Raw genomic sequence first — 25822 nt, 5'->3', positions numbered from 1 at the left:
CGCGGGCTTCCGGTGGTTGTTCACCCTTCACCCATGGACATCAGGGAGAGCACGGAGACCACGGAGAGCATGGGGACCACGGGGGCCGCGGGGGCCGCGGGGACCACGGGAAGCGCGCCGGGCACCCACGGCGCACGGCACGCCTTCGCCACCGAGGCCGTCCACGCCGGGCGCGAGGACCTTCCGGCCAGGGGACTGCACGCCGTACCCCTGGATCTGTCGACGACCTACCCCTCGTACGACAGCCGCCAGGAGGCCGCCAGGATCGACGCGTTCGCCGCCACCGGCGCCCGGCCGGACGGCCCGCCCGTCTACGCCCGCCTGGACAATCCCACCGTGGCCCGCTTCGAGACCGCCCTGGCCCGGCTGGAGGGCACCGAGAGCGCGGTCGCGTTCGCCAGCGGCATGGCGGCGCTCAGCGCGTGTCTGCTGGCGCGCGGTGCCCAGGGGCTGCGGCATGTGGTCGCGGTCCGCCCGCTGTACGGATGCAGCGACCATCTGCTGGACGCCGGGCTGCTGGGCACCGAGGTCACCTGGGTGGATCCGGCCGGGATCGCGGCGGCGATACGCCCCGACACCGGCCTGGTCATGGTGGAGACCCCGGCCAATCCGACGCTCGCCGAGGTCGATCTGCGGGCCGTCGCCCACTCCTGCGGCACCGTGCCGCTGCTCGCGGACAACACCTTCGCCACTCCGGTGCTGCAGCGCCCGGCCGAGCGGGGCGCGAGCGCCGTCCTGCACAGCGCCACCAAGTACCTCGGCGGCCACGGCGATGTGATGGGCGGCGTGGTGGCCTGCGACGAGGAGTTCGCCCGGGCGCTGCGTCAGGTGCGGTTCGCCACCGGCGGGGTGCTGCATCCGCTCGCCGGATATCTGCTGCTGCGCGGACTGTCCACGCTGCCCGTACGGATGCGGGCCGCCTCGGCGACCGCCGCCGAGCTGGCCCGGCGGCTGGCCGCCGACCCCCGGGTGGCCCGCGTCCACTATCCGCGGATCGGCGGGGCGATGGTCGCCTTCGAGACCCACGGCGATCCGCATGCGGTGATCGCCGGGGTGCGGCTGATCACCCCGGCCGTCAGCCTGGGCAGTGTGGACACCCTCATCCAGCACCCGGCCTCCATCAGCCACCGGATCGTGGCCGAGGGGGACCGCCACTCCTCGGGGATCGGCGACCGGCTGCTGCGGATGTCGGTCGGGCTCGAGGACGTCGAGGACGTGTGGCGCGACCTGGACCAGGCGCTCGACGGCAGCCCGGCCGGGCGCGGCGCCCACCGGGCGCGGCCCGCGGCCCACGGCGACGTCCCGGCCGGTGTCAGCAGTGCGGCAGCGGGGGGACCGGTGCCGGTGCCGGTGCCGGGTCCAGGCGGGCGCTGATCACCAGCGTGCCCTGCTCGATCTGGTAGTCCAGCGGCAGTTCGAGGGCGCGCATCGCGGTCACCATGCCGGTGTTGGCCGACTGGGTGACGGCGTAGACGCTCTCGTAGCCGGTCTCGGCGGCCATCGCGACCAGCCGCCGCAGCAGCTCCCCGCCGACGCCGCGCCGCTGCCACTCGTCCTCGACGATCAGCGCGACCTCGGCCTCGTCCCCGTCCCACAGCAGATGGCCGAGGGCGACCAGCCGCCCGGAGGCGGTGTACGCGGCCAGGGTGCGGCCGAAGCGCGGGCTCAGCAGATGGGCGAGGTAGCGGTCGGCGTCGCCGACCGGCCCGTGGTAGCGCAGCGCGAGCGTCGCGGGGGAGCAGCGGACGTGCATCTCGCGGGCCGCGGCCAGGTCGCCGGCGTCGGCGCGGCGCACGGTGATGGCGTTGCCCTCGGGCAGCGTCAGCACATCGCCGTCGTGCGGGATCCGCGGGCCGAGCCGGGCGTCCAGCTCGACCAGCGCACGGGCCCGGGCGAACTCGGTCGGGGTGAACGGCAGATACGGCCGCTCGATGATGATCGCGCCGCCGGACGGGTCGCGCAGCCGCATCACGGTCTCCTCCAGGACACCTTCGGCGGGCGGGGTGCTCTCCAGGGAGCGGCCGCTGAAGGACTTGGCGGGAACCGAGTGGATGGTGCAGCGGCCGAACAACTGGCGCAGGGCGAGCGGGAGTTCGGCGGCGTCCAGGGCGGTGCGGGTGGCCAGGGTCAGCGCCCGGGTCGGCGCGTCCACCAGGTCGTGGGCGTCGGCCCGCTCGACCCAGGTGTCGCTGCCGCCCGCGGCCGCGACGGCGTCGGTCAGCTCGGCGGCGGGCAGGGCCTCGGGCGCGCGCAGCAGGAATTCGTCCACCGTGCCGTCCGTCAGCGGATGGGTCTGCAGGGCCAGGATGTCGACCTGGTGCCCGGCCAGCGCCGCGCACAGCGCGGCGAGGGTGCCCGGCTCGTCCCGTACGGTCGTGCGCATCCGCCACAGCGTGGTGGCCTCGGGGTCCGTGGTCTCCGGGGCGCCCGCGGCGTGGGCGGTGTGTGCGTCGGCCGCGGGCGAGGGTGAGCTGCCCGGCGGCGCGTGGTCCTGGCGCCGTGACCACCATGCGACCAGCTCGTGCCGCCAGCGGGGGCGGCGCCGGGAAGGGGGCTCGGGGGTCGCTCGAAATGTCATGCAAACACCCTCGCGCAAAGGTGTTGCGTGATCACGAACGGACTGTGACCTATGGGTTAAGGGCGTATCTGATAACAGAAGCTTATTTTGTCCGAAATCAAAAGGTTGAAGTCCGAGGTTCCGTCACTCTACCGCCCACCTGCGCAGTACCCTGCCGCAACGTCGTGCGTACGCCCGCTGGAAGAGCGGCACCAGCGGCCCGCCGGCCCGGCTGAACCAGGAGTCGGGGCGGCTGAACGCCGTCACCGTCAGCACCACCGAGCCATCCGGCTCCAGCTCCACCAGGAACGACTCCTCGCCGCGCTCCGGATGGCCGGGCAGCGTGCCGTACGCGAAGCCGGTCCGCGTCTCCTCCGCGACCGTCCACACCACCTCGCACGGCGCGCGCAGCCGCAGCCGCCCGAACCCCAGGCCCACCACGACCGGGCGCCCCGGGGTGGCGAGCGGATCCGCGGCGCGGATCGACACCCCCACCGCCCGGTGCATCCGCCAGTCCATGACCGCCCGTCCGGCCGCCTCGAACGTGCCCCGCCCGTGGCCGACACGGGTCCGCACCCGCAGATGGTGATAGCCGGCGGGCAGCGGCCACCGCCGGGTGGCGCCCACCTCCGGATAGGTGAGACGGGAGGCCGGGCCGGGGGCGTCGGTGGATCCCATGCCCGTACGGTACGCGGCGCCCTTACGGTGCCCGGCGCGGAAACGTGGCAGCCCTTACGGTGACTTCTCGGGGACGGCGCGCGGGGCACTTCCCCGGTGCGGGCGCCCGGTTATTCACTGGGCGTTCGTAAGGGCGGCATCTTGCACCGATAACAAACACAACAGCACAGCAGTTCTACGAGCAACGGGAGGGCACCATGGGGCGGGAATCCGGCAGAGGGATCGGACGGCGCACGGTACTGCAGGGGTCGGCGGCCGCGTCGGCGGCGCTCGCGGTGCCCGCCGTGGCATCGGCCGCGTCGGCCGCGTCCGGCACGTCCGGCGCGCCCGCCCAGGCGCTGTCGGGGCGTCCGAGCGCCCAGTGGGGCGTTCAGGTGGGCGATGTGACGACGTCTTCGGGGCTGGTGTGGGTCCGCTCCGACCGTCCGGCCCGCATGATCGTGGAGACGTCCGCGACCGAGTCCTTCGCGCGGGCCAAGCGGTGGCGGGGCCCGCTGGTCGGTCCCGGCACCGACTTCACCGGCCGCACCGCACTGCACGGCCTGCCCGCCGGGAGCCAGGTGCACTACCGGGTGCTGCTGGCCGACCCGGAGGACCCGCGCCGCACCAGCGAGGCGGTCCACGGCACGTTCCGCACGGTTCCCGAGCGCCGTAAGGACGTGCGTTTCGTCTGGTCGGGCGATCTGGCGGGGCAGGGCTGGGGCATCAACCCGGACCACGGCGGCTACCGCATCTTCGAGGAGATGCGCCGCCGCGAGCCGGAGTTCTTCCTGTGCAGCGGCGACAACATCTACGCCGACGGCCCGATGACCGAGACCGTCAAGCTGCCCGACGGTTCCACCTGGCGCAACCTCATCACCCCGGAGAAGACCAAGGTCGCCGAGACGCTCGACGAGTACCGCGGCAACTTCCGCTACAACCTCCTGGACGCCGCGCTGCGCCGCTTCCACGCCGAGGTGCCGACCATCACCCAGTGGGACGACCACGAGGTGCTCAACAACTGGTACCCGGGCGAGATCCTGGTCGACGACCGCTACACCGAGAAGAACGTCGACGTGCTGGCCGCCCGGGCGCGCCGGGCGTTCGCCGAGTACTTCCCGATCAGCACGCTGCGGCCGGACGCGAGCGGCCGCGTCTACCGGGTCCAGCACCATGGCCCGCTGCTGGACGTCTTCGTGCTGGACTGCCGCACCTACCGTGACGCCAACTCGCCGAACCGCCAGCCGGAGGACGCCCAGGGCATCCTCGGCGCCGAGCAGCTGAGGTGGCTCAAGCGCGAGCTGTCGCGGTCGCGCGCGGTGTGGAAGGTCATCGCCTGCGATATGCCGCTGGGCCTGGTGGTCCCGGACGGGGACACCGATTTCGAGGCCGTCGCGCAGGGCGACCCGGGCGCCCCGCTCGGCCGTGAGCTGCAGATGGCCGACCTGCTCCGGCACATCAAGCACCGGAAGATCACCGGCACGGTGTGGCTGACGGCGGACGTCCACTACACCTCGGCGCAGCACTACGACCCCTCGCGGGCGGCGTTCAAGGACTTCGCCCCGTTCTGGGAGTTCGTCTCCGGTCCGCTGAACGCGGGCGCCTTCCCCTCGGTCAAGCTGGACGGCACGTTCGGCCCCGAGCAGCCCTTCGTCAAGGCGCCGACCGTGGCGAACGTCTCGCCCGCCGAGGGCTTCCAGTTCTACGGCGAGGTGGACATCGACGGCGACAGCGCCGAGATGACGGTCCGGCTGCGCGAGGACGGCGGCAAGGTGCTCTTCACCAAGGTTCTCCGTCCTGGTCTGGTCGGCCAGTAGCCGTATGCGGCGCGGTCCGCGGCCCCGTGCGGAACACCCACGGGGCCGCGCACCGGGCCGCGACGGGAACAGCGGGAGATCCGGGACGCCGGGCGCGAAGCCGGTCGTCAGCGGCTGCCGTCCAGGATGACGCGGGCGACCAGCGCCGGGTCGTCGTTCATGGGCACGTGGCCGCAGCCGGGGAGCCGGACCAGCCGGGCGCCGGGGATGACCCTCTTGGCGCGGACGCCCTGGCGGCGCGGCAGCACCCGGTCGCGCGAGCCCCAGGCGATGGTGACCGGGATATCGGGGATGTCATGCGTGAACAGCTCGGAGTTTCCGGCGGCGAGCGTGGCGTCGAAGCCGACCGCCTCACGCATCGCCCGCGTCTCCGCGACGACCGCGGCCGGTGAACGCCGCGCGGGCCGGGCGTAGATGGCGCCGGTCAGCGCGGCCCGTCCGGCCGCGCCGCGGGCCAGCCACGCCACCAGCGGCGGCGGCAGCGCCCGCGCACCGGCCCGCATGACGGACAGCACACCGAAGGCGTAGCGGCGCTCGGCCTCGTTCCAGAACTGGGCCGGGGACAGCGCGGTGACGGTCCGTACGAGTCCGAGCCGGCCCAGCTCCAGGGCGAACAGCCCGCCCAGCGAGTTCCCGGCCACGTCGGGGCGTTTGACGCCAAGGGATTCGAAGAGCGCGCCGAGCACCCGTATGACGCCGTCGAGGTCGTAGGGGATGCCGTCCGGGAGCGCGTCCGACGCCCCGAAGCCGGGCAGATCCACGGCGATCACCTCGCGGTCGACCGCGAGGATGTCCAGCACCGGCTCCCATGCCTGCCAGTGGTGGCCGATGCCGTGCAGCAGTACCAACGGCCGCCCCGCGCCGCGCCGTTCGTGCACGACCCGGGCGGTGCGGGGGCCGCCGGGGGTGGCGACGGTAAAGGAGAGGGACGCGGGCATGGGAGAGCTCCTCGCGATCGGCGTTCGGGCAGGCGCGGATGCGGCGTATGAGACAGCATGTCAGCAAGAGTTACCGGGGGGTAGTCCCGGTGCCTGTCCCGGTGCCTGTGCCTACGCCTACCCCTACGCCGAGCGTGCCCGGTGCCCGGTGCCCGGTGCCCGGTGCCCGGTGCCCGCGGCGCGGCTACAGTCCGCCCGCGACCCGCAGCACCGCGCCCGTCGTGTACGACGCCTCCGGCGACAGCAGCCACGCCACCGCGCCCGCGATCTCCTCCGGCTCGCCCGGCCGTCCCATCGGCACCCGCCCCTGGACGCGCCACGGCCGCTCGGGGTCGCCCATCCGCTCGTGGATGTCGGTCAGCGTCATCCCGGGCTGGACGGAGTTGACCCGGATCCCCTCCGCCGCCAGCTCCTTCGACAGTCCGACGGTCATCGCGTCGACCGCCGCCTTGCTGGCCGCGTAGTGCACGTACTCCCCGGGGCTGCCGGTCGTCGCCGCGCCCGAGGAGATGTTCACGATGGCGCCGCCCTGCCCGCCGTGGCGCGTGGACATCTCGCGCGCCGCGCGCCGGGCGCACAGCAGGGCCCCGGTCACATTGACGTCCACGACGCGGCGCATCACCTCGGGTGAGGTCTCGGTGAAGCGGCCCAACGGCCCGGTGATCCCGGCGTTGTTGACCAGACCGGTGATCGGGCCCAGTTCCTCCCGCACCCGGTCGAACATCGCCTCGACCTGCTCCGCGTCGCTGGTGTCGGCCTGGACGACCACCGACCGCACACCCTCCGCGCGCACCGCCGCCGCCCACCGCTCGGCCGCGTCCTGGGCGCTCTCGTAGCCGATGGCGACGCTGTGCCCGGCGCGGGCGAGCCGCACGGCCACCGCCGCTCCGATTCCGCGACTGCCCCCGGTGACCACCGTGACCTGGTCCATGCCCATCCGCTTGCTCAGCTCCCGCCCCGTTACGCATTTCGTTCCGACGGTCACCGACGATAACCGGTCAAAGGATTGGTCTTGACCAAGTTCGCACGCCGCCTTATGGTCACATTGATACTGCAACAACCTTTAATAAAGAAGCGCGCATAACTGTGCAGGCGCGCACGACTGCCGGCCGTCGGAATCAAGGGGGACAGCGTGGGGACCACGCAGCTTGAATCGGTGCCTGAGCCCAAGTACTGGCATCTGAAGACCGTGCTCAGCGACGCGCTCGACTCGGAGTTCGCGGTCGGGGAGATCCTGCCCAACGAGCGTGAGCTGGCAGCCCGCTTCGGCGTCGCCCGTGCCACCCTCCGACAGGCCCTCGAGCAGCTCGAGCTGGAGGGCAGGCTCCAGCGTCGCCGCGGCGTCGGCACCACCGTCGCCCCGCCCCGCGTCGGCGTGGCCGTCGGGGACTACGCCCACGGCTGGACCGACACCTCCGGTGAGGACACCTGGCAGACCGTGGACAGCACCGAGGCCGTGCCGCCCGCCGAGGTCGCCCGGCTGCTGGAGCTCGACCCCGACACCCCGGTCCACCGGGTGCGTCGCACCCGGATGAGCCACGGCCAGCCGCTCGCCGCCGAGCTGCTGTACGTACCGGCCGAGTCCGTCCCCGGCCTCGCCGCCATCGACACCCCCAGCGGGCTGGCCCGCGCCCGCGCCGTGCTGCGCGAGCTGCGCCGGCTGGAGCTGGAGGGCCGTGAGCAGACCGTGGAGCTGGGCTCGGCCCGCGCGGACGACGCCAAGGAGCTCGACCGGCTGCCCGGCGCCCCCGTCCTCCTCGTGACCACCCGCTATGTGGCCGAGGGCCGCACCGCGGCCGTCGCGGTGGCCACCTACCGGGCCGACACCTGCCGGCTCACCTTCGGTGACGCGGCGGGCGAGGAGCTGCTGGCGGGCTGATCCGGGGCTGCCTCGCGTGGTGGGCCCGCCCCGCCTCGTGGGCCCGCCCGGCCTCATGGGCCCGGCCCGCCTCGTGGGCTCGGCCCATGCCATTGGCCCGGCGCATGTCGCGGGTCCGTCCCGCGTCGGGAGCCCGTCCCATGTCGTAGGCCCGCCTCGCGTGGGGGTCGGCGCATGTCGCGGGTCCGGCCCAGGTCGTAGGTCCGGCCCGCGCCGCGCCGCCGCGGCGCACGCACTCCGCAACCGGATACCCGATACCCGATACCCGAAACGGTCCGCCCCGCGTCCCGCGTCAGCGGCTCGCGTCAGCGGCTCGCGCGGCGGGTCGTCACCGTGCTGTCGACCGCGAAGAGCTCCTGTTCCACATGGTCGAGGGCCAGCCGCAGCGCCCCCGTGGTCACCGCCGCCTCGCCGAGCATCGAGAGCGTGACCTCCGGGGCCCGCAGACAGTAGCGGGACAGCTCATCGCGCAGCGGGGCCAGCACACCGTCCAGCCCGGCGGCCCAGCCGCCGACCACGACGACCTCGGGATCCAGCGCCAGCACCAGGGCCGCCGTGTCGTGCACCAGCCTGCGGACGAAGCGGTCCACGGCCGCGCGGGCCCGCGCGTCGCCGTCGCGGGCCAGCGCGAAGACCCGCGCGACCTGCGCCTCGTCCAGTGGGTTCAGCGGCTCCCCGGTCGTGGAGAGCACCTCCTCCGGGGCGGCCTCGCGGCCCAGCAGATGCAGCGCCCCGATCTCCCCGGCGGCGCCGCCGAAGCCGCGGTGGAGCCGGCCGCCGATCAACGACCCGGCCCCCGGGCTCAACCCGGCCAGCACGAAGACCACATCGTCCGAGCCGACCGCCGCGCCCTTCCAGTGCTCGGCCACCGCCGCCGTGTTCGCGTCGTTCTCCACCAGCACCGGACAGCGGAAGGACCGCCGCAGCCGCTCGCCCAGGGGCAGCCCGGTCCAGCCGGGGAGCGCGGTGCACAGATGGACGGTGCCGTCGGCCTCGACGATGCCGGGGCTGCCCACCCCGACCGCGCGCAGCGAGAACCGGGCCACCCCCGCGCGCCGCAGCAGATCCGCGACGGCGGTGCGCACCCGCTCCAGCCGCTCGTCCGCCGACGCCTTCTCCGACACCTCGCGCACGATCGAGCCGAGCGCGTGTCCGTCCAGGTCCGAAAGGAGCGCGGCGACCCGGTGTGCCCCTATCTCTATGCCCAGCAGATGCCCGGCCTCGGCCCGGAAGCGGAAGCGGCGCGCGGGGCGGCCCTGGCGGCGGACGCCGCCCTCCTCGGCGGGCACCTCGACCACAAGCCCGCTGTCGGCCAGCCCGTCGATCACGCCCTCGACGGTGGGCCGGGACAGTCCGGTCACCCGTGTGAGATCGGTGAGGCTCGCGCTTCCGGCACAGCCGCCCGCGTCGTCCGGGCCACCCTCGGTGGCCGTGCCGGACGCGGTCGCCGCGCGCAACGCGTGCAGTACCACGGCGGAGTTGATGCGTCGCAGCAGAGACGGATCCCCGCCGGTGAGCCGCCCCAACGTCGGCCTCCCTCCCAGTGCGTATCTGCCGGATCGTATCCGCTGGACGGGGAGGCGGCGAGTGCCTCCTCCCACCCGGACCGTCCGGCCGCCGAGATGGTCATCTGACGGGCGGCCAGATGTCCGACCCGCACGGTTTACTGACACCATGACCAGTACGGCGGACCATGTGGCCACCATCGAGCAGCTGCGCGTGCGGGACTTCCCCGCGCAGCGGGCCGCCGACGGGCGGGTGGAGAGCGGCCCCGGCTTCCATGTCGCCGACCTCCGCGTCAGCGAGGAGTTCTGGGACGCCGATCTGACCCGGGTCGAGGAAGTGCTGGAGGAGTTCGAGGCCGAGCTGAGCGTGCTGGTCCAGGTGCTGACCTTACGGTGGGGCGCCCCCGATGTCCTCGATCTCGCCGACTCCCTGGAGCGCTCGGCGATGGGCGAGCCCGTTCCGCCCCCGCTGGACACCCTGTGCGGTTACGTCCCCGAGCTGAGCATCTGGCGCCTCGACGGCCGCTGGGTCGGGCTGGGCGTCGGGCAGGGCGACCGCGAGCTGCCGTTCCAGCTGCTGGTGGCGATAGGGGAGGAGGGCACGATATGACATCGTCGGGCTCGGCCGCGTCGGGGGCACGAAACGACCGGGGTGTCCTGATCGCATAGGCTCGGTGGATGGCGAAGTACTTCGATGTGCACCCCGAGAACCCACAGCAGCGCACCATCAGCAAGGTGGCTGACATGATCCGCTCCGGCGCGCTCATTGGCCTACCCGACGGACTCCTGCTTCGCACTGGGATGCCGACTGGGCAATAGTGACGGCATCGGCCGGATCCGGTCGATCCGGAACCTCGACGAGCGTCACCACTTCACGCTGGTGTGCCACAACTTCGCGCACCTGGCGTTTCATCGCTGCCACCCGTGCAGCAGTCCACCGACCATGAGGAGGGTGGAGTACGCATCGGTCTTGGTTGTCTCGGCAACCTCCGGGTGTGCCCCGAGGTCGGCCATGAACTTGAGCGCGCGGCGTACCTGCTCGGCACGCGGCGGGTAGCCGACACGCGTCTTGTTCGACTCCTTGCGGAGATCCTTGGCCGCCGTTTCAACGTCGGCCGTGTCGTGCTCGTCGTCCGCCTTCTTGCCGACGAGCGCAGCAAGGGACTGACGGAGCGCTTCCAGGGTCAGACGCCACTCCTGCTTGAGATATTGCTTCTCGGCGTCGCGGTAGTAGTCGAGAGCCACCTTGAACTCAGACGACCGAGCGGTGTCCGGTGCGTCCAACTCGATCAGAAGCAGTCGGCGGTACTGCATCTGTTCAAGGATCGCCGCCCAGTCGCTCTGGTTCACCTCGCACTCAAGGTTGCCCACCCCGATGCGAGTGAGGTTGCCATCAGTCATGGCGGTACCGGTGAGCTGCAAGCGGAACTTCATCCCGCGCGTGCGGTGCTCCTCAATGACCTGGAGCTGCCGGTGCTCGACGTCGGCCACCAGGACGAAGGTCGTCGTAGCCGCCAAGCTATGCAGAGTGACCGGCGAGTCTTCGACAATGAGGCGTCTCACATAGCCGCTCGATGTCCCAAGACCTTCTGCAAACAACCCACCCTCGAACCACAGCGGCTTCTGTGCCGCCAGCTCATCCCGACAGGAGGCTTCGACGTGGAAGCGAAGCTGCATTACGCCGAGGCCGCTGGAGCCCTGCACCTTCTTAAGGTCGAGCCGCACCGCGTTGTTCGCCCAGCCGATGTTGACCCATGCCTCGTTCATGATCGCCCTCTCGTGTTAGTGGAGACGAACGCTCCAGGATCGGGACAACACGGATGGAGGTCAATTGAGTTGCGACGATGTACGCGCTGTCCGAGCAACCCATGAACGCCTTGACCACCCCCCCGTCGGCTACGCCTGCTTGATCCGCCCAACCTAGCTGCGCAGCAGGCACGGGCTGTGCGGTAATGGCTGCCGTGGATCTCAACTCGCTGCGCAAGCTCGTTGAAGGTCAGCTCCTCCGCATGGAGGGCAACACCTTCCAGGACTGCATGGACCGGCTCGGCCTGGAGCTGTACCCCGGCGACTACCAACCGGTGCGGGCCGCCGGACCGAAGGGCGACACCAAGAACGACGGCTACTGTCCGAAGGCTCGTGTGTTCTTCGCGGCGCACGCCACGCGCGGCGAGCGGATCGACAAGGCCAAGACGAAAATCCGCGGTGACTTGGAAGGCTGTCTCCAAGAGCACCGTGAGGTGAAGGTGTGGCGCTTCCTCACCAACGACACCCTGCCGGGCGAGGTCGACCAGTTCATCGACAACGAGCTTCGCCCGTTGCACCCGAGCGTCACTATCGAGGTATGGGGACTCAAGACGCTCGCTGATGAGATCAGCAAGCTCAAGCGGGCGCAGGTCGACAGGATCATCGACGTCGTCACAGTGGACGAGCCAGAGTTTGAAATCGTGGTGCTCAGCCACATGAAGACGGGACGAGATCTCTGGCCGATCCTCTCCGGCTGCCTTGGGTGGTTGCCCCATGAAGAACCGGACGACTGCACTGACGAAGAGCAGGATCTCATTGACGGTGCCGTTCAAAGCTTCCGGGATTGGAGCGATATCTCAGGAGACATCGAGTTCTCTAGCTCGTCGGTACGAGACGCACAGCGAAGCATCACGGCCATCCTGGACGAGCTTGCAAAGAAGGCACTCGCCCTCTACTCCGCGACGCTGGACAACTACCCTCTTACTGGCGGCCCTGGGACTGCTGCACGATCGGGTGACAGCGGGGTTTATGCAGCCAGAGCTGCGGGTGGGGTCATGATGGTCTCGTACTCGACGGGGGTCAATCGGCCCAGGCGTCGTTGCCGCCGGCGTCGGTGGTAGGTCCGCTCGATCCAGGTGACGATCGCGATCCGCAACTCCTGGCGGGTGGCCCAGACGCGGCGGTCGAGGACGTTCTTCTGCAGCAGTGCGAAGAAGCTCTCCATTGCGGCGTTGTCGCCTGCGGCCCCGACCCGGCCCATTGAGCCGACCAGGCCGTGCCGGGTGAGGACGGCGGCGACCTTGCGGGACCGGAATTGCGATCCGCGGTCGGAGTGCACGATGCATCCCGCAGCGGGGCCGCGGCGGGCGACGGCGGACCCCAGCGCGGCCGCCGCGAGGCGGGACTTCATCCGGCCGTCGATGGAATAGCCCACGATGCGGCCGGAGTACACGTCCTTGACGGCGCACAGATAGAGCTTGCCCTCGGCGGTCGCGTGCTCGGTGATGTCCGTGAGCCACAACCGGTTCGGCCCGTCCGCGGTGAAGTTCCGCCGCACCAGGTCATCGTGGACCGGTGGCCCGGCTTTGGCGTTCTTCCCGCGGCCCCTGCGTTTGCCGAAGGCACTCCACCAGCCGTTGTCCCGGCAGATCCGCCAGGCGGTCCGCTCAGCCATCGCCTCACCGGCGGCGTGGGCCTCGTCGAGAAGGAAGCGGTGCCCGAACTCGGGATCGTCGCGGTGCGCGTCGAACAGGGCGTTGGCCCGGTATGCCTGGGTCAGTTCGGTGTCGGTGGCAGGCTGGGCCAGCCACCGGTAGTAGGGCTGGCGGGCCAGCCCGAGCACCCGGCACGTCACCGCCACCGGCACCCGGTAAGGGGCATCGGCGGCGGCCAGCTCGCGGACGAGCGGGTACATCATTTTGCCGGCAGGTTCGCCTGCGACAGATACGCCGCAGCCCTCCTGAGCACTTCGTTCTCCTGCTCCAGCAGCCGGATCCGCTTGCGGGCCTCGCGCAGCTCGGCCGACTCACCCGACGTCGTTGCGGGCCTGGCGCCCTCGTCGGTCTCGGCGCGGCGCAGCCACTTCGACAACGTGATCGGGTGGACCCCGAAGTCAGCGGCGATCTGCTCCAGCGTGACGCCGGGCTCGCGGTTGCGCGCGACCCGCACGACGTCCTCGCGGAACTCCTTCGGATACGGCTTGGGCACTGCAACATCCTTCCAGGCCGCCTCTCAGCAAGCCAGGTCAGGTGTCACCCAACCCTGCAGCAGTCCCCCTTCGCCATTCCTGGGCACCGTGGCCATCTTCAGGATCGCCCGGGTAGATTGAGCCACACCTACAAGCAGCTGATGAGTGACTGTCCTCCCGGCGTATGAACGCCGGGATCAACACTGCGCTGGCCACGCCTCGTAGATCGGTCCGAACCGCCCGGAACAGTAAGCGCCCCGCGGCCTGAGACTGGCGCGGGGCGCTCATGACAGCAGGAGTGCGGGCGCTAGGTCCGTGCGGCAGTCTCGCGTACTCGACTACTCACGACCGACGGCAATGAAGTGGGTGTGCTCAGAGAGTGCCACTGAACGCCAATACTCCCAGCGTTCGATGACGTAAGCCTTCCTCTCCGCACTCATAAGATCCGTTCGAAGTACCACCTCCGAAGGATCCCTGATGACCTTGCTTATTTCCATCACGTGCTGACCCGTTGAGAAGGTGGGCGGCAGCGAATGTAGGACCCACTGGTCAACTTGGTATGTGAGGGCCGCATAGTCCCCTGCTTCTCGCTCCGGAGCTAACTGATCGTAGGTGAAGTAGAGCTCACGGTCCCGAGGCATGTGGTCACGCTTCTGCCTCATGTAGTCGGGATTGTCGTGGGGTGAAGTGGCCGCCCGAAACTCGGCGTCTCGCCCATAGACGAGAACGAACTGAGGCTCGACTGGGCGGTGCGAGTAGCTGGGTGCGTACGTCTTCGCAAAAATGAGCTGGTTCTCGGGGGAAGAAAACCAAACCTTCCACTCAGTGAGTTGGTCGATCGCTTGAGTGAGTTTGGCAGTCGGAGTCCTCGACCCCTTGTTGAACCAAGCCTTCCGAGGACTCTCAATCTCGATGCAGATCGGGCGGATGGCTCCGGTGTCCAGTCGAACCCACATGAAGTCGGGGAGGCGCGTAGGGCCGAGACCCTTGAGCGGCGGCTGTCGAATCACGGACGAGAACGAAGGTCTGTGATGACCTCCGGGACCGATGTTGTCCGTCGCTCCAGGGAGGAAGCACGGGTGAAGCTCCAAGAACTCCTGCATCTCCCGCTCGCTGGGCGAAGAACTTAGAAGACTCTGCCATCGGGGCAGCAAGGCTGCTCGATACGTATCCCAAGATGTTGCCAGGGGGCGTTCTGGCCTTGTGTCGGTCTCTGCATGGCGGAAGGTGTCCACCGCAGCAGTATGAATGGAGGCGCAAGGGTGAGACTGGAGAACGGCAGTGATCGGGGCGAGTTGACGTGTGACCAGCCTGCTGGGACGCGCACCAACCCGCAGGCGACGTTGATGCCGCCGACCTACCTTGCGCCGGCCACGGACTCTAGAACGGCCCGCGCCAGCGACTACCGCGGGAGGGCAGACTGTGCTGAGCCGAACCGCTCGTCGAGCGCGGTGAAGAAGTCCCGCAGCATGGCGGGTGCTCCGTCGCGCTAGAGTGCACGTCTTCCGAACCTGAAGACCTCGTACCCGTGCATCTCTGGAAGTCCCGAGTTCACTTACGCGACTCGGGGCTTCCTGGTGGGCGAATGTGGGCTGGCTCGCTCCTGGTCGGGACGATCTACCGTCGGCCACGACCGCTAGGTATCACGGATCACGCGCGCCGCGACCATCGCGTCAACCGTCGTTGTCATTAGCACGTCGAGCAGTGCCGAACGTGCCTGGCCTTCAACTGGTCCTTGCGACGCGCGGATGGCGCTGGGCAATATCAGCGGCGTGCGCTCGAAAGGGCGCAGCTCCACAGGAAGTCCGAGCGACAACTCAGCCCACACGACCTTGCCACCGACGCGCGGCCGGTAGACGGCCCAGCGCTTCGCCAGTTGCTCGACGAGCAGTAGGCCGCGCCCGCCCTCCGTCTCACGGCTGGGGTTCTTCCGTACGGGTGCCGCGTCGGTTCGATCCCAGACCTCGACGTACAGGCTGGCTTCGACGGCTCGAAGCTGTATCCCGATGACGTGTTCGGCAGCGGTCTGCCACGCCTTCGGCTCGGGCTCGGTGATGCCACTCGCCTTCACGGCGTTGGTGACGAGTTCGCTCATGATGAGCGTCGCCGTCTCGGCGTGGTCTTCAAGCTGCCAGAGCTTCAGGGTGTGGCGGACGAACATCCGCGAGCAGCCGACAGCCGTAGGTACTGCGGTCAAGCGCAGAGAGGATGCGTACAGAGGGATCGGGTTGACGGTGTCAGCGCTCATGACGCAGCACCCTTCGGCTGTGCGAGGGTGCTTTGGATGACCCACAGCCGCGCGCCCAGCTCGCGTTCGATGTGGTCACGCATTGCAGTTTGCAGACCGGGCAGCCTGGCGAAGTGCCACAAGGACGGCACAATCACGTCCTTGACGTCGTCGGTCTTGAGCGCCTCGACCAAGGCGAAAAAGGCCGACTCATCACGGGCGTCGAGCCGCTCGATGAACAGCCGCTCCAGCTCGAATCCCTCGCGGGTGGCGTAGGTCGCCAACTCCCGTTGGGTCGTTTCGTTTTCGTTTGGGTCGTCACTTACGGCAAGCCGCATGTAGCCGAACATGGCAGGTGGCATCCGCTCCTCCGGGGGACTGGAACGGTTGGCGAGCGGTGGCCCGGGGGTTCTATCCGCCCGCCGACCTCCCAGCCAGAGAAGCGGTTTAACCTGCACCACACCACAGCAAAGGTGCTGCACGTATGACGCATCCGTGTGGCATTCCTAGGTCTGGCCTGCGCAGATGTCCCGTGCGCCGCTACGGTGGTAACTCGCCCCATGTACCGGAAGGATGGGCGATGGCAGCGAAGCGCATACGCCTAGCTCAACGTCGCAAAGCGGCAGGCTTCACGCAGGAGGGGCTTGCCGAGTATCTAGGCGTCGAGCGTTCAACGGTAGGTCGCTGGGAGAGCGCCGACACGGAGCCCCAAGCTTGGATACGGCCAAATCTGGCGCGCGCGCTCAAGGTGTCGAGTCAAGAACTTCAAGCGCTCCTGGCCGACGTGACTGCCACCGACGTTCGGCTCAGTGAGCGGATGACGTATGCCCTGGAAAACCCGGGCTCAGCCGACCTCATGGTTGTCGCCTACCTTCACGAGCAGCTGCGCAAGCTGGATGAGTCCTATGACCAAGAGGCGTCGACAGCGCTGCTTGGTCTGGCCGGTCAGCTTCACGGTCAAGTGCGCTTCCTTCGTGAGAACGCCACCAACCCTCGGGTGCGGCGTGCTCTCTACGCGGTCGAAGCCGACTCCGCGACGTTCATGGGGCAACTGATCTGGGACGTCAGCCAGCGTCGTGACCACCATGTGCCGATCCTGTACTTCAAAGAAGCGGTCGATGCAGCGAAGCACGCCCACGACCCTGCGACCGAGGCGTACGCGACGCTGCGCATGAGCTTCGTTGCGCTCTATGGTGAGAAGAACCCGACGCGAGGCGTGACGCTCGCCGAGCAAGCCGCCGAGGCCGCCAAACCGGTCAGCCCGTCGCTGACTGGTCTTTCGCTTCTTCATGTCGCCGAGGGGTACGCCATGACCGGCGCGCTTACCGAGTGCGAGGAGGCGCTGAAGAAGGCCGAGAGTCAGTTCGACCGCATCCACTCTGACGACGTGGCTGCGCCGTACTGCACAGTCAATGAGTTCAATCGGCTCGCTGGATCGTGTTACCTGTTCCTCGACCTACCGGAACGGGCCGAACCTATCCTCCATATGACCTCGCGGGCGCTGGCGTCCAAGAAGAAGAGCCAAGCCATCGTGTTGGGCAACCTGGCCTTGGCGCTCATCCGCCAAAGCAAGCTGGACGAGGCGGCGAGCGTCATGCACCGCACCATTGATGCCGTCGAGCTGACGCGCGGCGGAGGCGGTCTTAATCTGGCGTTCTCTGCCGGGCGGGAACTGCGGCAGTGGAGGAACGAGCCGTGGGCGCAGGAGATCAACGAAAGGCTGCTTGCCCTCATGGCCATATAGAATAGGTGGGGCGTGACGGACATCGACCAGGCCAAGCAGGCCGTACGCGAGCGGGTGTGGCGACGACTCATTGACGGCGGCGGCGCACCGGCCGACTCATACGGAAAGATCCCAGGCTTTTACGGAACTGATGGGACAGCCGAGCAACTGGCCGGTCTGGGTGAATGGCGGCCGGCGACGACCGTCAAGGCCAACCCTGACTGGGCACAGCTTCCGGTGCGCGTCCGCGCTCTCAAAGACGGTAAGCGGGTCTACATGGCCGTTCCGAGGATGGCTAGTCCGCAGCCGTTCTACTTGCTCGACCCCGAGAGCCTGACACTCCCGCCCGAGGAGGTCGCCGAGAAGAAGGGTGCGGCCCAGGTTGCCCGGCGCGTCGGCGTTGAAGAGGTCGAGCCGATCGACATCGTTGTCTGCGGCAGCGTGGCCGTGAACCGTTCCGGTGCTCGCATCGGCAAGGGTGCCGGGTACTCCGACCTTGAAGTGGCGCTTCTTATCGAAGCCGGCCTGGTAACTGAGAAGACGGTGATCGTTGCGCCCGTGCATGAGCTCCAGATCATCGAGGACGACATCCCCGAGACGGAGCACGACTTCTCCGTGGACTACATCGTCACGCCGGACACCGTAATCCCCTGCCCCAACCGCCGACGGCCACGCGGCTTGGTGTGGGATGACCTCACACTTGAGAAGATCAAGGCGATTCCGGTGCTGGCGCGCCGGAGGGCTGCGCGGTAGGCGCAGCCCCTCCACGAGGTCAGGCAGTCTTCCCGACGGGGCGCTCGTGCGCGGGGTCTGCCTGCCTCGGCAAGGTGGTCACCTTCTTCATGCGCGGCTCCTTGCCGAAGAACTTGCGGTACTTCTCGACCGTGCCGATCCCCTTGATGATCTTCTTTACCCAGGCGTCCGTGTACAGGTAAGTGTTGACCGGTTCGTCGTAGATGCAGTATTTGGCGACGGTGAGGCGCGGGTCGGGAGCATCGGCGGCGGGGCGAACGCCGAACCGCCGCCACATCTCGGTGTGATCGCCATGGAGACTGAAGTGAAATGGCAGCTCGGCCTCAACGCGCTTGGCCACGTCCGACGCGCGGAGCTTCGCCGGGTTCATCGTCTCGACGTGCTTCACCTTGGTGATGACCGTCCCAGTACGACCCGCCTTGGTCATGACCGCGCGCTCGCCGGCGGTCAACTCGTCCAAGTTGACGAAGTTGACCGCCAGGTCGGCATCCGTCTTCTTGCCGACGATGGGCAGCAGCCGCACCCGGTAGTCGTACTTCAGATCATCCAGTATGTCCGAGTCGATGGCCGCCTCGAACTTCGCCACCAGGTCGCGGGTCTTCCTCGGCAGCTTCTTCGCCGCGTCCTGGAGCTGCTCGCGCCCCTCGGCGGTGAGCGTCTGGAGGGCGATCGGGAAGCGGAGCCGATCGGCAAGGCTGAAGGAGGGGCCGAAGTGCGCCACCATCTCCTGTTCGTAGTTCATGACGAGCGCCTGCGCCTTGCCACCTGTGGCGATCTTCAGGTTGTGCTCGTACCGATGCTCCACCTTGTTGCGGAGTGCCACGAAGAGCTCGACGTTCAATCGCACGGGGTTGGCACTGTTGGTGTAGCGCTGCTTCAGGCACCACTCCAGGTCCCACGCCTTCGGCTCTCCGTCGATCAAGATGTATCGACCGGTCTTCGGGTCCTTGTAGTGGTAGTCGATCTTCGCTTTGTGGAACTCCGCGTGAAGCAGGTAGTGCCATGCCTTGTGCATGTGTGTGAGGAAGTCGGAGTAGTTGCCGCTTGAGCAGTTCCACTCGTCAACTGCCTTCAGCGCGTGGCGCTGCGACTCCATGAGGATGTGGTGCCAACGGGCGTATGCCATTCGTGCGTCCTCCGCGTTCATAGGAAGGATCACACTTACGGCCAGCTCAGGACAAGCAGGATTCCCGCGACCCATCAGGAAAGTTAGGGGCATCACGCGCTACAAGACCATTTACGCGGACTAGCCGACCGCCTGTCGCGATCAGCCGCTTCTCACGTGCAAGATCATCCGATGGGTCGCAAGGGAGGTCGGAGAGGAGGAGGCGATATGACTCCCCTCCCTCGGGCTCTGGTGTCCTCTAGCCGTCGGCCTCGGCGGCAGCGCGCAGGCGGCCGTACTCCTCCGCCATGGCGGGCAGCGTCCAGTGCGCGTTGAGCCCGCTGGGGTTCGGCAGGGCCCAGATGCGGGTGTCACCTATCGTGCGCGTCTGCGGGCCGATCTTCGCCTTCTTGTCGCCGAACGCGACCCGGTAGGCGGTGACCCCCGCCACCGCCAGCCAGCGCGGACGCAGCCGGAGCACCTTCTCCGCCAGGATCCGGCCGCCCTCCCGGTACTCCTCGTCGCTCAGCTCATCGGCCCGCGCACTGGCGCGCGCGACCACATTGGTGATGCCCAGGCCGTAGCGCACCAGCTGCGACTGCTCGGACGGATGCAACTGTCGCGGGGTGAAGCCCGAAGCGTGCAGCGCGGGCCAGAAGCGGTTGCCCGGGCGGGCGAAGTGGTGGCCGGTGGCGGCCGTCATCAGCCCGGGGTTGATACCGCAGAAGAGCACCCGCAGACCGTCCCCGACCACATCGGGGACGAGGCGGTCGCGGGCGGCCTCCAGTTCGGCGGGGGTCATCGCCGGCGTCAGAGAATCGAGCCGGGGGTGTAGGCGGCGGCCGCCGGGCGTTCCTTGACGATCTCCTCGATGCGGGCGACCACCGCGCCGACCTGGTTCGCGGCCGCGCCCGTGAAGGAGAGCTTGTCGTCCATCAGCGCGTCGAGACCGGCCCGGTCCAGCGGGATGCGCTCATCGGCGGCGAGCGAGTCGAGCAGCTCATTGCGCTCGGCGCCCCGCTCGCGCATCGCCAGCGCCGCGGCCACCGCGTTCTCCTTGATCGCCTCATGGGCGACCTCGCGGCCCACTCCGGCCCGTACGGCCCCCATCAGCACCTTCGTCGTGGCGAGGAAGGGCAGGTAGCGGTCCAGCTCACGGGCGACGACGGCGGGGAAGGCGCCGAACTCGTCGAGCACGGTCAGGAAGGTCTCCAGCAGCCCGTCGAAGGCGAAGAACGCGTCCGGCAGCGCGACCCGGCGCACCACCGAGCAGGAGACATCGCCCTCGTTCCACTGGTCGCCCGCCAGCTCCCCGGTCATCGAGGCGTAGCCGCGCAGGATCACGGCGAGGCCGTTGACGCGCTCGCAGGAGCGGGTGTTCATCTTGTGCGGCATCGCGGACGAGCCGACCTGGCCGGGCTTGAAGCCCTCGGTCACCAGCTCGTGTCCGGCCATCAGCCGGATGGTCTTGGCCAGCGAGGACGGGGCCGCGGCGAGCTGCACCAGCGCGGTGACGACGTCGTAGTCCAGCGAGCGCGGATAGACCTGGCCGACGGAGGTGAACGCCTGCGCGAAGCCGAGGTGGGCGGCGACCCGCCGCTCCAGCTCCGCCAGCTTCTCCGCATCGCCCCCGAGCAGGTCCAGCATGTCCTGCGCGGTGCCGACCGGGCCCTTGATGCCCCGCAGCGGATAGCGGCCCAGCAGGTCCTCCAGCCGCCCGTACGCCACCAGCAGCTCGTCCGCCGCGGTGGCGAACCGCTTGCCGAGCGTGGTGGCCTGCGCCGCCACGTTGTGCGACCGGCCGGCCATCACCAGCTCGGCGTGGTCGGCGGCCAGCTTGCCGAGCCGGGCCAGCACCGCGACCGTACGGTCCCGTACCAGCTCCAGGGAGAGCCGGATCTGGAGCTGCTCCACGTTCTCGGTGAGGTCGCGGGAGGTCATGCCCTTGTGGACGTGCTCATGGCCGGCGAGGGCGTTGAACTCCTCGATCCGGGCCTTCACATCGTGCCGGGTGACCTTCTCGCGCTCGGCGATCGAGGCCAGGTCGACGGTCTCCAGAACCCGCTCGTAGTCGGCGAGGGCGGCGTCCGGCACCTCGATTCCGAGGTCCTTCTGGGCGCGCAGCACGGCGAGCCACAGCCGCCGCTCCAGCGTCACCTTGTACTCGGGGGACCAGAGGACGGCCAGCTCCGCGGAGGCGTAGCGGTTGGCCAGGACGTTCGGAATGCGCGGCTTACCAGTCACGTGCACAGAGTCTACTGGCCGTCCTCGCAGGCCAGACCGGTGGCCGAGGGACGCCTGCGCAGGGCCCGGGGCGCGGGCCCTGTAGATCAGTGATGCGTGAGCTGCGGATCAGTCCTCGTACGGCAGCAGCTCGGCCCGCTTGGGGGCGCGCCCGTCACCCGAGGAGCGGCCGGTCAGCCGCCTGCCGATCCACGGCCCGAGGTGCTGGCGGGCGAACCGCACGTCCGAGGTGCGGCGGGCTATCCAGCCGACGGGCACCGGGGGCGGCAGGGGCGCGTCCCAGTCGGCCTCCGGCTCATGGCCCAGCGCCTGCCATACGGCCTCGGCGACCCGCCGGTGCCCCTCGGCGTTCAGATGCAGCCGGTCCTCGTCCCACATCCGAGGGTCCCCGACGGCCTGGGAGGCGAACAGGTCCACGACGGTCGCGTCATGCCGAGCGCCCAGCTCGTCGATGACCGAGAACAGCCGCTCCATCCGTGGCTCGAACCGCGCGAACACCGGCCCGCGCCGCCCCGGGCTGCGCATCAGCACCAGCCGCTTGCAGGTGGGCGCCAGCCGCTCGACGGCCTCCTCCAGCAGGGCGCACACCCGGCCCACATCGCAGTTGGGCCGCAGCACATCGTTCAGCCCGCCGACCAGGGTCACCAGATCGGCGCCCATGGCCGCCGCCGGGCCCGTCTGCTCCTCGACGATCTGCCCGATCAGCTTGCCGCGGACCGCGAGGTTGGCGTAGCGGAAGCCGGGGCTGTGGGCCGCGAGCCGCCCGGCGAGCAGATCCGCCCAGCCTCGGTAGGTACCGTCGGGGAGCCGGTCCGACATGCCTTCGGTGAAGGAGTCGCCGACCGCGACAAAACTGCTGTAGGTGATGTTCGTCTGCATGGCGCAGGCGATCCTATCCCGGTGTGCGGGCTGCGTTGACCGCCGACCACGAGCATGATGAGCCGCATGGCGATGACCCACATCTACTTCGAGGGCGGGGCGCGGAACGGGACGACCGCCAGCTGGAATGTGGAGCCCGGCGCGGACATCTACGACGACAACATCTTCCGGCCACCGGAGCTGTACCGGCGGACGAACCGCACCAAGGCCATCGGCCGGGTCGAGTACGTGATCTTCCGCTACGACCCGATGGGCACACGTCCCGGTCCCGGAACCGCCCCGGGCCCTCGCCACTGAGCCTCGTGGGGCCGTCCGGGCGATGCCCTCCGGTTGGCCCGCTTGGACCGCGCGGGGTTCCGCGCGCCGCGTGGCGGGGCAGTCTGGTCGACGTGGATGCCTTCGAATGCGACCGCACGACCATGGCCATCGTCGCCGCCGCGCTCGCCGACGACGGGGAGGGCGCCGCAGCCCTCCTGGAGCCGCTCGAGATGCGCGACGCGTGCCGGGTCGCGGTGCGGCTCGCCGCGATGGCCGCCCATGCGCTGGTGGCGGTGGCCGAGGAGGGCGGCGGGGGACGGGAGGAAGCACTGGCCCACTGGCAGGAGTGCATCATCGCCCATGAGTCCAGACGCACCGAGGAGTGACCGGATACGAGGGGGAGTGACCGGACGCGACGGGAAACGACAGCGCGCGCCCGTATACGTGATCAGGCGACCAGCTCGCGCAGCACGTCCTCCATGGTCACCAGCCCCTCCAGCCGTCCGTCCGCGCCGATGACCGCCGCGAGGTGGGTGCGGCTGTCGCGCATCGCCGTGAGCACGTCGTCCAGCGGCGTAAGGGACCGCACCCGGGGGATCGGGCGCAGCTGATCGGGGCGGAACGGCACATCCCGGGGCCGTGCGTCCAGCGCGTCCTTCACATGCAGATAGCCCAGGATCCGCCCGGAGTCGTCGACCACCGGGAACCGTGAGAAGCCGGTCCGCGCCGCCAGCTGTTCCAGCTCCTCGGGGGTCACCCCGAGCTGCGCCTTGACCACCCGCTCCATGGGCAGCACGACATCCCGCACCCGCCGCCGGCCCAGCTCCAGCGCGTCCCGCAGCCGCTCGGTGGACCGGTCGTCCAGCAGCCCGGCCTCGCTGGAGTCCGAGACCATCCGGGCCAGCTCGGCATCGGAGAAGGTCGCCGCGACCTCGCCCCTGGGCTCCACGCGCATCAGCTTCAGCAGCCCGTTCGCCAAGGAGTTCACCCCGAAGATCACCGGGCGCAGGGTGCGGGCGAGGGCGACCAGGGGCGGGCCGAGCAGCAGCACGGTGCGCACCGGCTCGGCCAGCGCCACGTTCTTCGGCACCATCTCGCCGAACAGCATGTGCAGATAGGTGGCCACGGCCAGCGCGATCACGAACGAGACCGGGTGCACAAGACCCAGCGGCAGCCCCACCACATGGAAGAACGGCTCCAGCAGATGCGCGATGGCCGGTTCCGCGACGGCGCCCAGCACCAGCGTGCACAGTGTGATCCCGAGCTGGGCCGCGGCCAGCAGCGCCGAGAGGTGCTCCAGGGCCCACAGCACGGACCGCGCCCGCCGGTCGCCCTGCTGGGCGTGCGGATCGATCTGGCTGCGGCGCACCGAGATCAGGGCGAACTCCGCGCCCACGAAGAAGGCGTTGAGGACCAGCGTCAGCAGGCCGATCAGCAGCTGGAGGACGGTCATCGGCCCGTCGCCCCCTCGGCCCCGGGCACGCCGCCGTCGCCATCGCTCCCGGCACCGCGCACCGGCGCCCGCAGCCGGACCCGGGCCGCGCGGTGGCTCGTCACCTTGCGCACCTCCAGGGACCAGCCCGCCAGCTCGATGGTGTCGCCGACGGCCGGGATCCGGCCCAGCTCCGTGGCGATCAGCCCGGCCAGGGTCTCGTACGGGCCCGGCGGCACGCGCAGCCCGATGCGCTCCAGCTGATCGAGGCGGGCCGCGCCGTCCGCGTCGTAGAGCAGATGGCCCTCCGTGTCGCGGCCCATCGGAATCAGATGGGGGGTCTCGTGCGGATCGTGCTCGTCGCGGACCTCGCCGACCACCTCCTCGACGATGTCCTCCAGGGTGACGACCCCGGCCGTACCGCCGTACTCGTCGATGACCACCGCCATGCTGCGCTGGGCCGAGAGCCGGTCCAGCAGCCGGTCCACGGTGAGCGACTCGGGGACGAACAGCGGTTCGCGCATCAGATCGGAGACCGGGCGGCGGGGCCGCTCCTCGGCGGGGACCGCCAGGACGTCCTTGATGTGGACGAGGCCGACGACGGTGTCCAGGCTGCCCTGGTAGACGGGGAAGCGGGACAGCCCGGTGGCGCGGGTGGCGTTGGCGACGTCCTCGGCGGTGGCCCGTACGTCCAGCGCCACCACCCGCACCCTCGGGGTCATCACGTTCTGGGCGGTGAGCCCCGAGAGGTTGAGGGTGCGCACGAACAGCTCGGCGGTGTCCTTCTCCAGCGCGCCCTCCTTGGCGGAGTGGCGGGCGAGGGCGATCAGCTCCTGCGGGCCGCGCGCGGAGGCCAGCTCCTCGGCGGGCTCCAGGCCCATCCGGCGCACGGTGCGGTTGGCGGTGTTGTTGAGATGGCTGATCAGCGGGCGGAAGACGGAGCTGAAGACGCGCTGCGGGGTGGCCACGGCCTTGGCGACCGGCAGCGGCCGGGAGATGGCCCAGTTCTTGGGCACCAGCTCGCCCACGACCATCAGCACGACGGTCGACAGAAAGGTGCCGAGCACCAGCGCGGTCGAGCGGACGGCCGACTGGGGTACCCCGATCGCGGTGAGCGGCCCGGCCAGCAGGGCCGCGACGGACGGCTCGGCCAGCATGCCGACGACCAGATTGGTCACGGTGATGCCGAGCTGCGCGCCGGAGAGCTGGTAGGTGAGGCTGCGCACGGCCTTCAGCGCCCCGGCCGCGCCGCGCTCCCCGCGTTCGGCCGCCCGTTCCAGCTCGCTGCGCTCGACCGTGGTCAGCGAGAACTCCGCCGCGACGAAGGCGCCACAGGTCACCGCCAGGAGGAGCGCCACGGCCAGGAGGAGGACTTCGGTCATCGGTTCACCTCCGTTTCATGATCCGCCAGAGACCGGCGGAATGCAGCCCCCGCGCGGCCGCGCCGGGGACGGCCGCGCCGGGTCAGGGGCACAGCTGCTTGACCCAGCGGCTCCACTGCGGCTGGCGCTCATAGCCCGCCGCGCTCCACGCCTGGTGGGCGAGCCCGTTCTCGTTGAGCACCATCGCGTCCCCGCGCCGTCCGCCCAGGGCCGCGAACCGCTCCTCGGCCGCCGCCAGCAGGGCCGTCGCCACGCCCCGGCGGCGGTGCCCGGGGTGGACGGCCAGCCGGTACAGATGGCAGCGCCAGCCGTCGAAACCGGCGATCACGGTTCCGGCGAGCTCCCCGTCCCGCTCGGCCAGCAGCAGCGACTCCGGGTCGCGGTCGAGCAGCCGGGCCACCCCGTCCCGGTCGTCGCTGATGCTGGTGCCCTCCGCGGCCTCCTTCCAGAAGGCGAGCACGGTGTCGAGGTCGGCGGGGGCCGCGGCCCGTATCCGAAGATCGTTCATGGCCGCATCCCATCATCGGGCGGA

General features: G+C 69.7%; 26 protein-coding genes and 1 pseudogene. 10 read left to right on the top strand and 17 right to left on the bottom strand.

Annotated features, from left to right (window positions below):
• The first annotated feature begins 69 nt into the window (after positions 1-69).
• Positions 70-1374 carry a trans-sulfuration enzyme family protein gene (locus J8403_RS06370; protein WP_425519884.1) on the top strand — a complete coding sequence of 435 codons (1305 nt, stop codon included), beginning with the start codon at positions 70-72 and terminating at the stop codon, positions 1372-1374.
• Here the strand turns inward: J8403_RS06370 and J8403_RS06365 are convergent.
• Positions 1313-2578, bottom strand: a complete 1266-nt coding sequence (locus tag J8403_RS06365; protein ID WP_211122281.1) for a GNAT family N-acetyltransferase — start codon at positions 2576-2578, stop codon at positions 1313-1315. The genes J8403_RS06370 and J8403_RS06365 overlap by 62 nt on opposite strands.
• A 123-nt stretch (positions 2579-2701) precedes the next feature.
• A complete protein-coding gene (locus J8403_RS06360; protein ID WP_211122280.1) occupies positions 2702-3235 on the bottom strand; it encodes a DUF1990 domain-containing protein in 534 nt (177 codons plus the stop codon).
• Positions 3236-3432: 197 nt separating this feature from the next.
• Between J8403_RS06360 and J8403_RS06355 the strand changes: the two genes are divergently transcribed.
• A complete protein-coding gene (locus tag J8403_RS06355) occupies positions 3433-5031 on the top strand; it encodes an alkaline phosphatase D family protein (protein WP_211122279.1) in 1599 nt (532 codons plus the stop codon).
• A 107-nt stretch (positions 5032-5138) separates the two neighbouring features.
• Here J8403_RS06355 and J8403_RS06350 read toward each other — a convergent pair whose 3' ends face one another.
• The gene (locus J8403_RS06350; RefSeq protein ID WP_211122278.1) at positions 5139-5969 is read right to left on the bottom strand and encodes an alpha/beta fold hydrolase; all 831 of its coding nucleotides are present in this window, start codon (positions 5967-5969) and stop codon (positions 5139-5141) included.
• Positions 5970-6153: 184 nt separating this feature from the next.
• Positions 6154-6900, bottom strand: a complete 747-nt coding sequence (locus J8403_RS06345) for an SDR family oxidoreductase (protein WP_211128103.1) — start codon at positions 6898-6900, stop codon at positions 6154-6156.
• A gap of 201 nt (positions 6901-7101) precedes the next feature.
• Here J8403_RS06345 and J8403_RS06340 point away from each other — a divergent pair, with 201 nt between their 5' ends.
• Entirely contained in the window at positions 7102-7848 is a 747-nt protein-coding gene (locus J8403_RS06340) for a GntR family transcriptional regulator (RefSeq protein ID WP_211122277.1), read from the top strand.
• Between the two features lie 305 nt (positions 7849-8153).
• Here J8403_RS06340 and J8403_RS06335 read toward each other — a convergent pair whose 3' ends face one another.
• Positions 8154-9374, bottom strand: a complete 1221-nt coding sequence (locus J8403_RS06335; protein WP_211122276.1) for an ROK family protein — start codon at positions 9372-9374, stop codon at positions 8154-8156.
• A gap of 148 nt (positions 9375-9522) precedes the next feature.
• On the opposite strand from J8403_RS06335, the gene J8403_RS06330 reads away from it, so the two are divergent.
• Entirely contained in the window at positions 9523-9963 is a 441-nt protein-coding gene (locus J8403_RS06330; protein ID WP_211122275.1) for a hypothetical protein, read from the top strand.
• 68 nt (positions 9964-10031) lie between these two features.
• Positions 10032-10257: pseudogene (locus J8403_RS06325) on the top strand (Sua5/YciO/YrdC/YwlC family protein); the annotation flags it as partial.
• A gap of 5 nt (positions 10258-10262) precedes the next feature.
• Here the strand turns inward: J8403_RS06325 and J8403_RS06320 are convergent.
• Positions 10263-11120, bottom strand: coding sequence for a hypothetical protein (locus tag J8403_RS06320; protein WP_211122274.1), 858 nt, complete (start codon positions 11118-11120; stop codon positions 10263-10265).
• Positions 11121-11314: 194 nt separating this feature from the next.
• Between J8403_RS06320 and J8403_RS06315 the strand changes: the two genes are divergently transcribed.
• Positions 11315-12220 carry a hypothetical protein gene (locus tag J8403_RS06315; RefSeq protein WP_246585721.1) on the top strand — a complete coding sequence of 302 codons (906 nt, stop codon included), beginning with the start codon at positions 11315-11317 and terminating at the stop codon, positions 12218-12220.
• Here J8403_RS06315 and J8403_RS06310 read toward each other — a convergent pair.
• The 4 genes from J8403_RS06310 to J8403_RS06295 all read right to left on the bottom strand — a co-directional run bounded on the left by J8403_RS06310 (position 12127) and on the right by J8403_RS06295 (position 15864).
• Positions 12127-13307 (bottom strand): IS3 family transposase gene (locus J8403_RS06310; protein ID WP_211121232.1). Its coding sequence is split into 2 segments (ribosomal slippage): positions 12127-13020 and positions 13023-13307, totalling 1179 coding nucleotides; the frame shifts between segments, so codons are not numbered across the junction. The two genes, J8403_RS06315 and J8403_RS06310, sit on opposite strands and share 94 nt — an antisense overlap.
• Positions 13308-13625: 318 nt before the next feature.
• Positions 13626-14390, bottom strand: a complete 765-nt coding sequence (locus J8403_RS06305; protein ID WP_211122273.1) for a Shedu anti-phage system protein SduA domain-containing protein — start codon at positions 14388-14390, stop codon at positions 13626-13628.
• A gap of 533 nt (positions 14391-14923) precedes the next feature.
• A complete protein-coding gene (locus tag J8403_RS06300; RefSeq protein WP_246585720.1) occupies positions 14924-15535 on the bottom strand; it encodes an ATP-binding protein in 612 nt (203 codons plus the stop codon).
• A complete protein-coding gene (locus J8403_RS06295; protein ID WP_246585719.1) occupies positions 15532-15864 on the bottom strand; it encodes a recombinase family protein in 333 nt (110 codons plus the stop codon). Before J8403_RS06295 ends, J8403_RS06300 begins: the two co-directional genes overlap by 4 nt.
• Positions 15865-16094: 230 nt before the next feature.
• On the opposite strand from J8403_RS06295, the gene J8403_RS06290 reads away from it, so the two are divergent.
• A complete protein-coding gene (locus tag J8403_RS06290) occupies positions 16095-17258 on the top strand; it encodes a helix-turn-helix transcriptional regulator (RefSeq protein ID WP_211122271.1) in 1164 nt (387 codons plus the stop codon).
• Between the two features lie 12 nt (positions 17259-17270).
• Positions 17271-17990, top strand: coding sequence for a 5-formyltetrahydrofolate cyclo-ligase (locus tag J8403_RS06285; RefSeq protein ID WP_211122270.1), 720 nt, complete (start codon positions 17271-17273; stop codon positions 17988-17990).
• A gap of 19 nt (positions 17991-18009) precedes the next feature.
• Here the strand turns inward: J8403_RS06285 and J8403_RS06280 are convergent, their stop codons facing one another.
• The 4 genes from J8403_RS06280 to J8403_RS06265 form a co-directional block, all read right to left on the bottom strand.
• A complete protein-coding gene (locus J8403_RS06280; protein WP_246585718.1) occupies positions 18010-19137 on the bottom strand; it encodes a DUF3644 domain-containing protein in 1128 nt (375 codons plus the stop codon).
• 217 nt (positions 19138-19354) lie between these two features.
• Complete coding sequence (gene mug / locus J8403_RS06275; protein ID WP_211122269.1) at positions 19355-19897, bottom strand: G/U mismatch-specific DNA glycosylase; 543 nt, start codon at positions 19895-19897, stop codon at positions 19355-19357.
• Between the two features lie 8 nt (positions 19898-19905).
• Positions 19906-21339 (bottom strand): adenylosuccinate lyase, encoded by a 1434-nt coding sequence (gene purB / locus J8403_RS06270; protein WP_211122268.1) that lies wholly within the window; start codon positions 21337-21339, stop codon positions 19906-19908.
• A 108-nt stretch (positions 21340-21447) separates the two neighbouring features.
• Positions 21448-22218, bottom strand: a complete 771-nt coding sequence (locus J8403_RS06265; RefSeq protein ID WP_211122267.1) for an SGNH/GDSL hydrolase family protein — start codon at positions 22216-22218, stop codon at positions 21448-21450.
• A gap of 66 nt (positions 22219-22284) precedes the next feature.
• Between J8403_RS06265 and J8403_RS06260 the strand changes: the two genes are divergently transcribed.
• Both J8403_RS06260 and J8403_RS06255 read left to right on the top strand, forming a co-directional pair.
• Positions 22285-22515, top strand: a complete 231-nt coding sequence (locus J8403_RS06260; protein WP_246585717.1) for a hypothetical protein — start codon at positions 22285-22287, stop codon at positions 22513-22515.
• A 122-nt stretch (positions 22516-22637) separates the two neighbouring features.
• Positions 22638-22862, top strand: a complete 225-nt coding sequence (locus J8403_RS06255; RefSeq protein WP_014056689.1) for a hypothetical protein — start codon at positions 22638-22640, stop codon at positions 22860-22862.
• 62 nt (positions 22863-22924) lie between these two features.
• Here J8403_RS06255 and J8403_RS06250 read toward each other — a convergent pair whose 3' ends face one another.
• The 3 genes from J8403_RS06250 to J8403_RS06240 form a co-directional block, all read right to left on the bottom strand.
• Positions 22925-23929, bottom strand: a complete 1005-nt coding sequence (locus tag J8403_RS06250) for a hemolysin family protein (protein ID WP_211122266.1) — start codon at positions 23927-23929, stop codon at positions 22925-22927.
• Entirely contained in the window at positions 23926-25290 is a 1365-nt protein-coding gene (locus J8403_RS06245) for a hemolysin family protein (RefSeq protein WP_211122265.1), read from the bottom strand. The genes J8403_RS06250 and J8403_RS06245 overlap by 4 nt, the downstream gene beginning before the upstream one ends.
• 82 nt (positions 25291-25372) lie before the next feature.
• Positions 25373-25798, bottom strand: a complete 426-nt coding sequence (locus tag J8403_RS06240) for a GNAT family N-acetyltransferase (protein WP_211122264.1) — start codon at positions 25796-25798, stop codon at positions 25373-25375.
• Between the last annotated feature and the right edge of the window lie 24 nt (positions 25799-25822).

Origin of the sequence: Streptomyces yatensis (assembly GCF_018069625.1) — a bacterium.
GTDB lineage: Bacteria > Actinomycetota > Actinomycetes > Streptomycetales > Streptomycetaceae > Streptomyces > Streptomyces yatensis.
The sequence above is the reverse complement of the archived record's forward strand: the minus strand, read 5'-3'. Positions and strand labels throughout refer to the sequence as shown.

Bases quoted from the DNA above. Each gene is read 5' to 3' on its own strand.
- J8403_RS06370 (WP_425519884.1), top strand. From the start codon at position 70: ATGGGGACCACGGGGGCCGCGGGGGCCGCGGGGACCACGGGAAGCGCG.
- J8403_RS06365 (WP_211122281.1), bottom strand. From the start codon at position 2,578: ATGACATTTCGAGCGACCCCCGAGCCCCCTTCCCGGCGCCGCCCCCGC.
- J8403_RS06360 (WP_211122280.1), bottom strand. From the start codon at position 3,235: ATGGGATCCACCGACGCCCCCGGCCCGGCCTCCCGTCTCACCTATCCG.
- J8403_RS06355 (WP_211122279.1), top strand. From the start codon at position 3,433: ATGGGGCGGGAATCCGGCAGAGGGATCGGACGGCGCACGGTACTGCAG.
- J8403_RS06350 (WP_211122278.1), bottom strand. From the start codon at position 5,969: ATGCCCGCGTCCCTCTCCTTTACCGTCGCCACCCCCGGCGGCCCCCGC.
- J8403_RS06345 (WP_211128103.1), bottom strand. From the start codon at position 6,900: ATGGACCAGGTCACGGTGGTCACCGGGGGCAGTCGCGGAATCGGAGCG.
- J8403_RS06330 (WP_211122275.1), top strand. From the start codon at position 9,523: ATGACCAGTACGGCGGACCATGTGGCCACCATCGAGCAGCTGCGCGTG.
- J8403_RS06320 (WP_211122274.1), bottom strand. From the start codon at position 11,120: ATGAACGAGGCATGGGTCAACATCGGCTGGGCGAACAACGCGGTGCGG.
- J8403_RS06305 (WP_211122273.1), bottom strand. From the start codon at position 14,390: ATGCAGGAGTTCTTGGAGCTTCACCCGTGCTTCCTCCCTGGAGCGACG.
- J8403_RS06300 (WP_246585720.1), bottom strand. From the start codon at position 15,535: ATGAGCGCTGACACCGTCAACCCGATCCCTCTGTACGCATCCTCTCTG.
- J8403_RS06295 (WP_246585719.1), bottom strand. From the start codon at position 15,864: ATGTTCGGCTACATGCGGCTTGCCGTAAGTGACGACCCAAACGAAAAC.
- J8403_RS06290 (WP_211122271.1), top strand. From the start codon at position 16,095: ATGGCAGCGAAGCGCATACGCCTAGCTCAACGTCGCAAAGCGGCAGGC.
- J8403_RS06280 (WP_246585718.1), bottom strand. From the start codon at position 19,137: ATGAACGCGGAGGACGCACGAATGGCATACGCCCGTTGGCACCACATC.
- mug (WP_211122269.1), bottom strand. From the start codon at position 19,897: ATGACCCCCGCCGAACTGGAGGCCGCCCGCGACCGCCTCGTCCCCGAT.
- J8403_RS06265 (WP_211122267.1), bottom strand. From the start codon at position 22,218: ATGCAGACGAACATCACCTACAGCAGTTTTGTCGCGGTCGGCGACTCC.
- J8403_RS06260 (WP_246585717.1), top strand. From the start codon at position 22,285: ATGGCGATGACCCACATCTACTTCGAGGGCGGGGCGCGGAACGGGACG.
- J8403_RS06255 (WP_014056689.1), top strand. From the start codon at position 22,638: ATGGCCATCGTCGCCGCCGCGCTCGCCGACGACGGGGAGGGCGCCGCA.
- J8403_RS06250 (WP_211122266.1), bottom strand. From the start codon at position 23,929: ATGACCGTCCTCCAGCTGCTGATCGGCCTGCTGACGCTGGTCCTCAAC.
- J8403_RS06245 (WP_211122265.1), bottom strand. From the start codon at position 25,290: ATGACCGAAGTCCTCCTCCTGGCCGTGGCGCTCCTCCTGGCGGTGACC.
- J8403_RS06240 (WP_211122264.1), bottom strand. From the start codon at position 25,798: ATGAACGATCTTCGGATACGGGCCGCGGCCCCCGCCGACCTCGACACC.